We start from the raw sequence: 11,056 nt of genomic DNA on the forward strand, positions 1-11,056 counted from the left end.
CCGAATTCAACCCGTTGAAAGCATCCAAACGTGGCCAATCCCGAACTGGGCGCCAAACAGGTCTGCCCAAACTGCCAGGCGAAGTTTTACGACCTGAACCGTCGCCCTGCACACTGCCCCAAATGCGGAACCGACTTCGATCCCGAAGAGGCGATGAAGCTGCGCAGCCGCCGCGCCCGTCCCGGCTATCCGTCCGACGATGAGGACACGGAAGATCAGGTCAAGGACAAGAAGGTCGACGGCGACGAGGACGAGGAAGACGACGTCAAGACGCCGGAAATCGACGAGGAAGGCCACGAGCCGATCCTGACGCCGGACGACGAGGACGAGGACTCCCCGGCTGACGCCTCGGAAGAAGCCGGCATGGGCTCGACCGACGGCGACGACGATCTGCTGGCCGACGACGATGACGACTCCGTGCCGTTCATCGAAGACGAAGACGACGACTCGATCGACGACGAGATCGCCAAGCCGTCGCGCGACGACGACTGATTTTCGGGCCTATCGCGCTTCGCGCTACATGAGGCCCGTCTTCTTCGGGGCTTGTGGATAGGCTCAGATTCTTGTTGCACCCGCCGCATTTCCCGTTAGGGAGACGCGGCGGGACAGCAGGCCTTTCACACCTTTCGGTTTGAAAAATCTGCGTATTTTCACCTTTAGGAACGCGGTGAAAATAAATCTCGAAACGGGCTTGATCGCAGAAAAAGCCTGACCTAGTTTCCGCCGCCTCGCCGGGGGCCATCGCAAGATGAACCGGGCGATCCAGACCGACAGGTCCGGGGCTTTAGCTCAGTTGGTAGAGCGCTTGCATGGCATGCAAGAGGTCAGCGGTTCGACTCCGCTAAGCTCCACCATCGTCACCTCCGAGCACCGCAAGGTGTTCGGAGGGACGGCCATCCTCACCCACATTTTCGATCCGCAGAAGTCGCCACTGGGCGCGCGACTAGGCGCTCGCCTATCGTCCGATGACGAATGCGGCAGGCGGCTCGATCCGAACCTCCCGCCGCGATAGCCGCCGGTCAGTTCTCGACTTCGGTCGACCCTTGCCGGAACTCTTCGGCCGGCACGAAGGCCGAGCCTTCTTCATCCAACACCCAGACGCCGATCAGCGCGGGGTGATCCGGGGTGACGTCTTCGTCCAGCAGGTCGCCCTCATAAACGCCGACATTGCTGTAATCGAAATCCAGCAGCAGCTGATCGGCCATGTCGATCATCTCGTCGGCCATGCGGCGTGCATAGCCCACCGCCTCGCTGGCGTCGGAAAAGTCGTCCGTCAACGTGTTGACCTCTGCGGCCTCGCTGCCCTGAACGGCGCTGGTGGTGACGATGGTGAATGCGGACATGGTGATCTTTCTTAAGTCTAAGGACTTCACCTAGCCCGTTTGGCCCCGCAACACGTCGAAATTCGGTTGCGCCATCGACGCTATCGATCGGCCCCGCCGCGATCGTTGCGCTTCGTCGCGCGATAGACCTTCTGCAAGCCGCCCAGCCGCCGGCGTTCCGCAGCCTTGGCGATCCGTTCCGCCTTGTCCCCTGCGGCCGCCAGTTCCGACTTCAGCTTCTGGAAATGCGCCCAGCGCGGTCCCTCCAGCGTGCCGTCCGCCAGGGCCGCCTGGACAGCGCATCCCGGCTCGCTCACATGGCCGCAGTTGGTGAAGCGGCACTCCTGCATCAGGTGTTCGATATCGTCGAAGACCGCTTCCACACCCTCTTCGGCGTCGATCAGGCCCACTTCGCGGATGCCGGGCGTGTCGATGATGAGACCGCCGCCGGGTAGCGGGATCAGCTGGCGATGGCTGGTTGTATGCCGTCCCTGGTCGTCGGATGCGCGGATCGCCTGGGTCGCCATCCGATCCTCGTTCAGGAAGGCGTTGACCAGGGTGGACTTGCCGACACCCGACGAGCCGATCAGGACACAGGTCTCGCCCGGCTTCACCTGAAGACGCAGCGCCTCAAGGCCGACGCCTTCGCGCACCGAGACGGTCAGGACCAGGGTCTGCGTCTCCAGCGCCGCCACCTGAGCGGCCTCGGCCTGGGGGTCGGCGCTGAGATCCGACTTCGTCAGAACAAGAACAGGCCGCGCTCCGCTGTCCATCGCCGCAGCCAGGAAACGCTGTATCCGGCGCGGATTCAGATCCGCATTCATCGAGGTGACGACGAAGGCCACGTCGATATTGGCCGCCAGGATCTGGGTTCGACGCACGCTGTCGGCCGCCCGTCTCACGAAGGCCGTGCGGCGAGGCAGGACGGCGTGGATGGTGGCGGCGCCGTCCTGAGGGTTCGGCGACAGCGCCACCCAGTCGCCCACTGCCGGGGGCCCAGTCTCCTGGGCTTCGTGCCGCAGTCGGCCGGACGCCTTGGCCTGAAGCTCGCCCGCATCCGTGACGACCAGATAGCCGTTGCGATGCTGGAGGATGACGCGGCCCGGCGTGTGACCGGCATGGGCATGCGGCGCAAACGCCGTCGCCCAGACCTCGGACCATCCATACTGTTCGATCAAGTCAACGGCATCCCTGTCGCTCGCGCTCCTCAGCCGGCTTGTGCTGAACACTGTCCCAAAGCCTTGCCAGTCGGCGCGGCCGCGAACAAGCATGCTTGCCGTCCCAGCGCCTCGGGAACGAAATGTCGGTCGGCGGCGCTCCGCTATCGAGACGATGTTCAGCGAGGAAAAACAGCGATGAGCGAGTTCAAGGAAGGCATGGAAGTCATCGGAGCCGACGGCGTGCACGTCGGCGTCGTGGACCGGGTGGAGAGCGACCGGATCAAGCTGACGCGCCGCGAGAACACCGGCGCCCACGCCGATCACCACCACTATATCGAGAACGGTTTCGTCGCCGGCGTCGAGGGCGACAAGGTGCGCCTGTCGGCCAACGCCGATGTCGCCGTCACGCTTGAAGAAGAGGAATCCGGTCGCCCGGTCGATCTCTGACCGAACGGCTCCGCGTGCCTAAAGCAGCGTGGCGGCCAGATTGACCGTCAGCGCCAGGATAACGGCGTTGAAGAACCAGGCGATCAGGCTGTGAAACGTGGCCAAGCCGCGCAGCTTGCGGCTGGAAATCTGCACATCGGCCGTCTGGTTCGCCGCGCCGATGATCAGGGCGAAGTGTAGAAAATCCCAGTAGTCCGCGTCCTCCTCACCCGGAAAGATCAGTCCGCCCTGATCGCCCTTGCCGTCGTCACGCGGGGCGTAGAAGCCGTGGGCGTAGTGCAGGGCGAAGATGATGTGCACGTACAGCCACGACAGGCCGACGGTGCACACTGAAAAGACCGCCTGCCCGACGGTCGGCTTGCCGTCGCTGGCCACCATGGCGAGGGCCAGGACCACGACGCTGGCCACGGCCGCCGCCATGCTGAGCGGCAGGACCAGAACGCCCGCCTGATCCAGCTCCGCCGCGCGGCGTCGCATCGCCTCCTGCGAACGGGCGCGAAAGATCCGCGCAAAGGTCGCGACGAGAAAGGTCGCCACGCCCGCGTCCCAGCCAGCCGCCAATCGCATCGGCCAGCCGACGCTGGCCGGCGCCAGCGCCGCGACGGCCGCCAAGACCAGCAGCCCGAGCCATAGCGACAAATGCAGACGGAACAGGCGCGCGACAGATCCCATGCCGCGAGATTGCGCATTCCTGGCCGCACGTCCAGCGACCGCGCGGCCTGCGGAGCGGCTACGACAAAATGGATTTCGTCTCATTGAGGGACACGTCTGTCGGCGACGTCATAGAAGTGTCGCTTATCGTTTCGGGGGAAACGCGAATGCTGGTGTCGATCGTGATCGGTGAGGCTCTTTATCTGGCGCATCGCTGTCGGCGGGCGCTGATCGCCTCGCCCGTGGTGCTGGTCGGTCTGTGGGCCGTGATGACCGTCATGCCGCACGGGTCGGTACACTTGCCGAACTGACGACGCGCCGTCGGCGGTCTTTCCAGGCACCGGACCGAATCTGGCGTCCCAGGCGTTGTCAGGTGTGAAAGCCACGCCGAGGACGCCCTGACCGACTTCACGCCATCACCCCAACGCATCCGCGTCATCGACTTGGAGACGGCCGGATCCGGCCCTCAGGACGTCTGCGAGATCGGGTGGCAGGACGTGGTGCGTGACGGGGTCGGCCCATGGCGTCTGGATGCGACGCGCGGCGCCCGTTTCGTAAATCCCGGTCGGCCGATTTCGCCCGACACCATGGCGATCCATCACATTCTGGACGAGTGGGTTCAAGACGCCGGCTATTGGAGGGCCGTCGCCCCGCTCATCCTTCGTCCCGAGGCGGGCGTGATCGCCCTGGCGGCTCACCGCGCCAGCTTCGAGCAGCGGTATTGCACCCCTGCCCTGTCAGGCGGCGCAAAGTGGATCTGCACGTGGAAATGCGCCTTGCGGCTGTGGCCCGACCTGCCGCGCTTCTCCAACCAGATGCTGCGCTATCTGCGCCGGCCCGAGGGCTTGGTGCATGAGCTGGGCCTGCCGGCGCATCGCGCCCTGCCCGACGCCTATGTCACCGCCCACCATCTGCGCGACATGCTGAACCAAACGAGCGTCGATCAGCTCCTGGCCTGGAGCCGCGAACCGGGACTGTTGCCCCGCGTGCCCGCCGGCCCTGAACGCGGCAAGGCGTGGAGCGCGGTGGATGCCGACCAGCTTCATATCCTGGCGTCGGGACGCGACATCGACATCGCCTTCACCGCCGCGACCGAGCTTCGCCGCCGCGGCCTGATGACGAACACGGCCGTCCGGACATCGGATCAGGGACGGCTGCTCTAGCGCGCAAACGCCAGCCAGGGCTGATGGCGACTGATCTGAAAAGAAAAGGAAATGGTGGACGCGACAGGGATTGAACCTGTGACCCCCTCGATGTCAACGAGGTGCTCTCCCGCTGAGCTACGCATCCGCCGTAGGGCTCCGAAAAACGTCTTCGGAGCGGGAAGAGCGGTCGTATAGCGGCGAGGCCGGTCGGCATCAAGCCGATTTAACGGCAAGAATGCGATTTCTCGCCAAACGCCGCTCGACCCACGCAGCGAAGGTTCAGGCCGCGACCATCCGCTCGACCTCATTGACCAGATCGCGCAGGTGGACGGGCTTGGACAACACCTTCGCGTCCGGCGTGGCCTGGGCGGCGGTCAGGGCCACGGCGGCGAAGCCGGTGATGAACATGATGCGCAGCCCCGGTTGGCGGGCGGCGGCGACGCGGGCGACCTCGATCCCGTCGGCGCCCGGCATGACGATGTCGGTCAGCAACAGGTCGTAGGGGCCATGCTCCAAGGCGTCGATGGCGTCGTCGCCGTTCTCGCAGTCGATGACCTGATGGCCCGCCCGCTCCAGCGCGCGCGTCAGAAATCCGCGCAGCGAACCGTCGTCTTCGGCCAGGAGGATACGCGCCATTCGAGAAACACCCTTGAAACAGACCGCAAACCTAGAGCCCGAACGGTAAACCGCCGATGAAATTCACCGATCAGCCGACTTCCTTCCACAGCGAAACCCGCTATGCGGGGGCATGACCGACGGCGGCGACAGCTTTTCGATCACCGCGCCGGCGGCGGATGCGCCCGCGACGGCGCTGGTCTTCGCCTCGCCCCACTCCGGCGACCTCTATCCCGACGACATGGGCGCCGCGCCGGGCCTGTCGCGGGCCAGCCTGAAAAGCGCCGAGGACGCCTTGGTCGGGCGCTTGATCGCAGAGGGACCGCCCAGAGGAGCCGCGCTGATCGAAGGGCGGATCGGCCGGGCCTATATTGATCTGAACCGTGATCCCTCTGAGCTTGACCCGGCCTTGATCGAGGATCTGGAGGGGCCGGTGGGGGCCAAGACGGCCGCCGGTTATGGCGTGATTCCCCGATTGGCCGGCGACGGAACGCCGCTTTACACGCGCCGGCTGACGCTGGCGGAGGCCAGACACCGCATCGCCAGGGTCCACGCGCCCTATCACCAGGCGCTGGACGAACAGATGCAGGCGACGCGCGCGACGCACGGACGAGCCGTGCTGATCGACTGGCATTCGATGCCGGCGCGCGCCGTCGGGGCCGAGGTCGTGCTGGGCGATCGTTACGGCTCGGCCTGCAGTGCGCGGCTCAGCCGACGGCTGCGCGAGTTGTTCGAGGGCTTGGGCTGGCGCGTGGCGCAGAACCATCCCTACGCCGGCGGTTGGTCCACCCAGCGCTGGGGGCGGCCGGACGAAGGCTATGAGGCCATCCAGATCGAGCTGAGCCGCAAACTCTACCTGGACGAGACGACGCTGGCCCCCAACGCGACCTACGCCAACACGCACAAGGCCCTGTCCCGTGTGATCGCCACCCTGTGCTCAGACGCGTGGTCGGCCTGACTGATCGCTGATCAGATCAAAAAAAAAAGCCGCACCCGAGGGTGCGGCATTAAAAGTCTATAGGGAGGAAACGCCCAGGAAGGGCAAGACGCCCGGAGGCGTCAGAGGTCAACTTAGGTTGCGATGCACAATGGGTCAAGACCCATGCGCGCCCGCATGGTCACGCCTTGTTACGCAAATATGGCGGGTCGCCTGACAAGACGGAGCTCTTTCGAAGAAAGTCGGAAGGCGCTCGATCTCGCAACTGCGAAAGGATTGGTTCAGTTGTCCAGCAGCCGCCGTGCGTTGCGAATGGCGCGGGCGGCGGGCGACGCCTCCTGGCGATAGATCAACAGACTGAACGAAGAGGCGACGCCCAAGGCCAGCCATAGTGGTCCGAACAGCCAGGCCGCCGCCGCCAGGGCGAAGTAATAGCCGCGCACACCCTGACTGAAGGAACTGAGCGCCGGGTTCAGAAGCTGGCCCGCCGCCTCGCTGAAAGCCTTGCGGTCGGTCTTGGTGTGGATCTCCGGCGCCGCGCCGATCAGCGCCAGGGCGTAGTTCATCTGACGCAGCGCCCAGATGAAATCCAGAAAGCCGCGCGCCAGGCAGATCAGCACCAGCGCCAGCTTGGCCTCCAGAATCTTCATCGGCACGTTTTCGGCGCCGACGGCGGCGAACCCCTGAAGCGCGCTCTCGCCGCCGAACAGGATGCCTGCGACCGCCGCGATCAGCAGCAGGTTGGTGGAGGCGAAGAAGGAGGCGGAGTTGATCGAATGACCCATCAGCTGGCTGTCGATCAGCTTCATCTCGCGATGGGTCATGGATTGCATCCAGGCCGCGCGGACATGCTCCATGTCCTGGTTCAGCGAGCCGCCCCGTCGGCTGATGAACGCCAGGATGGGGCTGTATCCCAGCCAGCAGATGAAGAAGAGGGCCAGCGCCGCCCAATCGGTCCAGGTCATGATCCAGATGTCCGCGATGATGCGCCGAGACGCAAGTCCGCCGGGCCCGTGTTCGCCACATGTCGCCCTTGCCGTGACGGGCCGGGGAGCCTATCACCCTTCGCCTTTCAAAGTTTCGCAGTCGCAGCAAAGACCCGCCATGAACCTCGACGCCATTCCCGTCGGTCCGAACGCTCCCTGGGACATCAACGTCATCATCGAAATTCCGCAGGGCGGCCTGCCGGTGAAATACGAGATGGACAAGGCCTCGGGCGCGCTGTTCGTCGACCGCTTCCTGCACACCGCCATGTACTATCCGGGCAACTACGGCTTCGTGCCGCACACCCTGTCGGACGACGGCGACCCCTGCGACGTGATCGTGCTGAACCCGACGCCGGTCGTTCCGGGCTGCGTCATCCGCTCGCGCCCCATCGGCGTGCTGAAGATGACGGACGAGGCCGGCGGCGACGAAAAGATCCTGGCCGTGCCGGTCGATAAGCTGAACCCCTACTACACCGAGATCGCCAGCTATCGTCAGCTGCCGGCCATCCTGATCGAGCAGATCGAGCACTTCTTCACCCGCTACAAGGATCTGGAGAAGGGCAAGTCGGTCAAGGTCGAGGGCTGGGGCGACGCCGGCGAGGCCGCCGACCTGATCGCCAAGGGCATGCAGGCCCACCAGGACAAGCTGGCCAAGAACAAGGCCGCTAACGCCGCCTGATCCGGGCGACAAGCGCGTGAAGCCTTAAGGCGTCCTCCGATCAGGGGACGCCTTTTTGCTGAACCGTCAGTCTCGCCATTCGTGTCGCAGAAGGGCGTACTGACACGTGTTGACGTAGATCGGCTGGCCTGCGGCGTCGTTCGCGAACGAGATGAACTCGCGGAACAGCCCTTCTCGCCGCATGCCCAGCCGTTCGCAAAGCCTCTGTGACGCCAGATTGTCGTCCTCGACATAGGCGTACAGGCGACGGGCCGCCTTGTCCTTGAACAGATGGTCGACCAGGGCGCGAGCCGCTTCGGACGCATAGCCGGCGCCCCCATAGGCGCTGTTGAAGTTCCAGCCGATGGACCAGGTGTCCGGCGCCTCGAACATTGCGAAGACATCACCGATGACATGGCCGTCGGCCTTGGACTGGACGGCGATATGTTCGTCCTCGGCTGCGCGCTTGAGGACTTCCGCCTCGGCCGCCGCCATGTCCTGAAGCGCCATCGCGGCGAAACAGGCGGCGCGCGGATGATGAAGATAGGCGAGCAGGTCTGCGGCGTCGCCGGCCTGAAAGGATCGAAGGGTCAGACGATCCGTTTGCAAGGGTGTCATCAAGGGGCTCTGGTGCAGCTAACGCGGTCCTGACGATCGGCATGACGCCCTTTCGCCGATGACGATAGGATTTTGTGCGCGCTGCGACGCCCCGCCCCTCTCCCGCAACGGTTCGGCCTCTCCTATCTGCGTCGCATGACCGAACTGACCCCCCGCGAGATCGTCTCCGAACTGGATCGCTATATCGTCGGCCAGAACGACGCCAAGCGCGCCGTCGCCGTCGCCCTGAGGAACCGCTGGCGCAGGAAGCGCGTGCCGGCCGACCTGCGAGACGAGGTGACGCCCAAGAACATCCTGATGATCGGCCCGACCGGCGTCGGCAAGACAGAGATCGCGCGTCGGCTGGCGCGGCTGGCCGGCTCGCCCTTCCTGAAGGTCGAGGCGACCAAGTTCACCGAGGTCGGCTATGTCGGTCGCGACGTGGATCAGATCGTGCGCGACCTGGTCGAAAGCGCGCTGATCATGGTGCGCGAGCGCCGGCGCGGCGACGTGCGGGCCAAGGCGGAGGCCGCCGCCGAGGACCGGATCCTGGACGCCCTGGTCGGACCGGGCGCGGGGCCCGCGACGCGCGACAGTTTTCGAAAGAAGCTGCGCGCCGGAGAGCTGGACGACAAGGAGATCGAGATCTCGCTGGCGGACACCGCCTCGCCGATCCAGGGCCTGGACATTCCGGGCGGCGGCAACGTCGGCCTGCTGAACCTGTCCGAAATGCTGGGCAAGATGGGCGGCGGGCGCACCAAGACCGTCAAGCTGACGGTGCGCGATGCGACGACGCCCCTGATCGCGGAAGAGGGCGACAAGCTGCTGGATCAGGACAGCCTGACGCAGGAGGCGCTGAAACTGGCCGAGAACGAGGGCATCGTCTTCCTGGACGAGATCGACAAGGTGGCGGCCCGGCAAGGCGCATCCGGCTCCGACGTGTCGCGTGAGGGGGTGCAGCGCGACTTGCTGCCCCTGATCGAGGGCACCACGGTCTCGACGAAATACGGGCCGGTGAAGACCGACCATGTGCTGTTCATCGCCTCAGGCGCCTTCCACGTCGCGAAGCCCTCGGACCTGCTGCCCGAGCTTCAGGGACGCCTGCCGATCCGGGTCGAACTGAAGGCCCTGACGCGCGACGACTTCAAGCGCATCCTGACCGAGCCGGAAGCCAATCTGATCCGTCAGAACCAGGCCCTGCTGGCGACCGAGGACGTGACCCTGACCTTCACCGATGATGCGGTGGAGGCGATGGCCGATGCGGCGGTGGCGGCCAACAGCGCGGTCGAGAACATCGGCGCGCGCCGGCTTCAGACCGTGATGGAGCGGGTGCTGGAGGAAACCAGCTTCAAGGCTTCGGACCTGTCGGGTCAGACCGTGACCTTCGACGGCGATGCGGTGCGCGAGAAGATGGACGCCCTGACCAAGGACGTCGATCTGAGCCGCTTCATTCTGTAGCGACGCGCTCGGCGGCCTTGCGGTTCTGGCGGCCGCGCAGGCGATCCGCCACCCGCTCGGCCTGGCGCTGGGTGAAGGCGAGAGCCGCGGGATTGCCGCGCCGGGCGCCGATGCTGTCGGCGACCTTGGCGCCGCGCTCGCCGATCGGCAGGGGCTTGCCGGTCGTGGTGTCCACGGCGGTCTGGTGCTCGATCTCGGCGTTCAGCTCGGCGCCCATCAGGATCACCTGCACCGACAGCCAGGTCCACAGCAGGAAACCCATCATGGCCGCCAGAGGCCCGTAGCTGTCGGTCCGCACGAAGTTGGATAGATACCAGCTGAACAGGAAGGACACCGTCAGGCTGAGCACCGCCGCGAAGATCGCGCCCGGCGTGACCCAGCGCCAGCGCGCGCGCTGGCGGCAGGGACCATAGCGGTAGATGACGGTCAGAGCCGCGATATAGCCCGCCAGCAGCAGCGGCCAGCGCAGCGGCGCGATCAGGCCCCACTCCTCCTCCAGCCCGAACAGCCGCACGACCACCGGCACGCCGACGACCAGGACCGAGGTCAGCAGCACGGCGATGATCGCCCCGACGGTGAAGGCCATGCAGATCAGGTTGTAGCGCACGATGTTGCGGCGTTCGACCTCGTGGTAGGCGACGTTCAGGCCGTAGAACAGCACCTTGACCGCCCCGTTGGCGGTCCACAGCGACAGGGCCAGGGTCCAGGCCAGGGTGAAGGTCAGCTGACTGTTGGAGTTCTCGGCCAGCCGCTGCATCTCCCCGCCCAGGAACTCGGCGATGCTGTCGGGCAGCAAGGCGTAGAGGAACTGCAGCCGGCCCCAGGCGTCGGCCGGATCGGCGAACAGGCCGTAGAGGGTCACGAACGTCCCGAGGAGCGGGAACAGCGACAGCAGGGTGAAGAAGGTCACGCCGCCGGCGACGAAGCCGACCCGGTCGCCGAAATAGGACCCGCCGGTGCGCCACACGATGTCGGACCAGCCCCTGTGCGGAATGTGCTCGGGCCGTTTGGCCATGCGGCCGCGACCGGGCTCCTGGGCCTCATAGTCCTCGGGCGTGGGGACCTTGGGCGGCAGGGGCT

General features: G+C 65.7%; 14 protein-coding genes and 2 tRNA genes. 8 read left to right on the forward strand and 8 right to left on the reverse strand.

The features are described 5' to 3' along the window. Positions 1-30: 30 nt before the first annotated feature. Positions 31-492: a TIGR02300 family protein gene (locus GGC30_RS14410; protein WP_055752793.1), complete on the forward strand. Its 462-nt coding sequence runs from the start codon at positions 31-33 to the stop codon at positions 490-492. A gap of 286 nt (positions 493-778) precedes the next feature. Continuing rightward, positions 779-854, forward strand: a tRNA-Ala gene (locus GGC30_RS14415). Between the two features lie 165 nt (positions 855-1,019). On the opposite strand, the gene GGC30_RS14420 is transcribed toward GGC30_RS14415, so the two are convergent. Together GGC30_RS14420 and rsgA are read right to left on the reverse strand one after the other, a co-directional pair. Continuing rightward, on the reverse strand, positions 1,020-1,343 hold the full coding sequence (locus tag GGC30_RS14420) for a hypothetical protein (protein ID WP_055803275.1): 324 nt from the start codon (positions 1,341-1,343) through the stop codon (positions 1,020-1,022). Positions 1,344-1,423: 80 nt separating this feature from the next. Beyond that, the gene (gene rsgA, locus GGC30_RS14425; RefSeq protein WP_153925614.1) at positions 1,424-2,500 is read right to left on the reverse strand and encodes a ribosome small subunit-dependent GTPase A; all 1,077 of its coding nucleotides are present in this window, start codon (positions 2,498-2,500) and stop codon (positions 1,424-1,426) included. Positions 2,501-2,677: 177 nt separating this feature from the next. On the opposite strand from rsgA, the gene GGC30_RS14430 reads away from it, so the two are divergent. Further along, positions 2,678-2,929, forward strand: coding sequence for a DUF2171 domain-containing protein (locus tag GGC30_RS14430; RefSeq protein ID WP_194943609.1), 252 nt, complete (start codon positions 2,678-2,680; stop codon positions 2,927-2,929). An 18-nt stretch (positions 2,930-2,947) separates the two neighbouring features. On the opposite strand, the gene GGC30_RS14435 is transcribed toward GGC30_RS14430, so the two are convergent. Continuing rightward, the gene (locus tag GGC30_RS14435) at positions 2,948-3,601 is read right to left on the reverse strand and encodes a DUF1345 domain-containing protein (protein WP_153925616.1); all 654 of its coding nucleotides are present in this window, start codon (positions 3,599-3,601) and stop codon (positions 2,948-2,950) included. Positions 3,602-3,747: 146 nt separating this feature from the next. On the opposite strand from GGC30_RS14435, the gene GGC30_RS14440 reads away from it, so the two are divergent. Continuing rightward, positions 3,748-3,891 carry a hypothetical protein gene (locus tag GGC30_RS14440; RefSeq protein WP_153925618.1) on the forward strand — a complete coding sequence of 48 codons (144 nt, stop codon included), beginning with the start codon at positions 3,748-3,750 and terminating at the stop codon, positions 3,889-3,891. A 132-nt stretch (positions 3,892-4,023) separates the two neighbouring features. Then, entirely contained in the window at positions 4,024-4,743 is a 720-nt protein-coding gene (locus tag GGC30_RS14445) for a DNA polymerase III subunit epsilon (RefSeq protein ID WP_228763758.1), read from the forward strand. A 52-nt stretch (positions 4,744-4,795) separates the two neighbouring features. On the opposite strand, the gene GGC30_RS14450 is transcribed toward GGC30_RS14445, so the two are convergent. After that, positions 4,796-4,870: transfer RNA gene (locus GGC30_RS14450), tRNA-Val, on the reverse strand. Positions 4,871-5,004: 134 nt separating this feature from the next. After that, a complete protein-coding gene (cpdR, locus tag GGC30_RS14455) occupies positions 5,005-5,361 on the reverse strand; it encodes a cell cycle two-component system response regulator CpdR (protein ID WP_017506825.1) in 357 nt (118 codons plus the stop codon). Positions 5,362-5,473: 112 nt separating this feature from the next. Between cpdR and GGC30_RS14460 the strand changes: the two genes are divergently transcribed. Further along, positions 5,474-6,298 carry an N-formylglutamate amidohydrolase gene (locus GGC30_RS14460; RefSeq protein WP_153925622.1) on the forward strand — a complete coding sequence of 275 codons (825 nt, stop codon included), beginning with the start codon at positions 5,474-5,476 and terminating at the stop codon, positions 6,296-6,298. 260 nt (positions 6,299-6,558) lie between these two features. Here GGC30_RS14460 and GGC30_RS14465 read toward each other — a convergent pair whose 3' ends face one another. After that, positions 6,559-7,242: a DUF599 domain-containing protein gene (locus tag GGC30_RS14465; protein ID WP_153925624.1), complete on the reverse strand. Its 684-nt coding sequence runs from the start codon at positions 7,240-7,242 to the stop codon at positions 6,559-6,561. 139 nt (positions 7,243-7,381) lie between these two features. On the opposite strand from GGC30_RS14465, the gene ppa reads away from it, so the two are divergent. Then, positions 7,382-7,942, forward strand: coding sequence for an inorganic diphosphatase (gene ppa / locus GGC30_RS14470; protein WP_066552596.1), 561 nt, complete (start codon positions 7,382-7,384; stop codon positions 7,940-7,942). 66 nt (positions 7,943-8,008) lie between these two features. Here the strand turns inward: ppa and GGC30_RS14475 are convergent, their stop codons facing one another. Then, positions 8,009-8,539: a GNAT family N-acetyltransferase gene (locus GGC30_RS14475; RefSeq protein ID WP_153925626.1), complete on the reverse strand. Its 531-nt coding sequence runs from the start codon at positions 8,537-8,539 to the stop codon at positions 8,009-8,011. A 135-nt stretch (positions 8,540-8,674) separates the two neighbouring features. On the opposite strand from GGC30_RS14475, the gene hslU reads away from it, so the two are divergent. After that, a complete protein-coding gene (gene hslU / locus GGC30_RS14480) occupies positions 8,675-9,976 on the forward strand; it encodes an ATP-dependent protease ATPase subunit HslU (protein ID WP_153925628.1) in 1,302 nt (433 codons plus the stop codon). On the opposite strand, the gene GGC30_RS14485 is transcribed toward hslU, so the two are convergent. Next, positions 9,966-11,056, reverse strand: a 1,091-nt coding sequence (locus GGC30_RS14485) for a YihY/virulence factor BrkB family protein (RefSeq protein ID WP_228763759.1), incomplete at its 5' end; no start/stop codon positions are given. The genes hslU and GGC30_RS14485 overlap by 11 nt on opposite strands.

The organism is Brevundimonas sp. SPF441, from assembly GCF_009661015.1.
Taxonomy (GTDB): domain Bacteria; phylum Pseudomonadota; class Alphaproteobacteria; order Caulobacterales; family Caulobacteraceae; genus Brevundimonas; species Brevundimonas vesicularis.

Coding starts and splice junctions, on each gene's coding strand:
- GGC30_RS14420 (WP_055803275.1), bottom strand. CDS start 1,343: ATGTCCGCATTCACCATCGTCACCACCAGCGCCGTTCAGGGCAGCGAG.
- GGC30_RS14430 (WP_194943609.1), top strand. CDS start 2,678: ATGAGCGAGTTCAAGGAAGGCATGGAAGTCATCGGAGCCGACGGCGTG.
- GGC30_RS14435 (WP_153925616.1), bottom strand. CDS start 3,601: ATGGGATCTGTCGCGCGCCTGTTCCGTCTGCATTTGTCGCTATGGCTC.
- GGC30_RS14440 (WP_153925618.1), top strand. CDS start 3,748: ATGCTGGTGTCGATCGTGATCGGTGAGGCTCTTTATCTGGCGCATCGC.
- cpdR (WP_017506825.1), bottom strand. CDS start 5,361: ATGGCGCGTATCCTCCTGGCCGAAGACGACGGTTCGCTGCGCGGATTT.
- GGC30_RS14460 (WP_153925622.1), top strand. CDS start 5,474: ATGACCGACGGCGGCGACAGCTTTTCGATCACCGCGCCGGCGGCGGAT.
- GGC30_RS14465 (WP_153925624.1), bottom strand. CDS start 7,242: ATGACCTGGACCGATTGGGCGGCGCTGGCCCTCTTCTTCATCTGCTGG.
- ppa (WP_066552596.1), top strand. CDS start 7,382: ATGAACCTCGACGCCATTCCCGTCGGTCCGAACGCTCCCTGGGACATC.
- GGC30_RS14475 (WP_153925626.1), bottom strand. CDS start 8,539: ATGACACCCTTGCAAACGGATCGTCTGACCCTTCGATCCTTTCAGGCC.
- hslU (WP_153925628.1), top strand. CDS start 8,675: ATGACCGAACTGACCCCCCGCGAGATCGTCTCCGAACTGGATCGCTAT.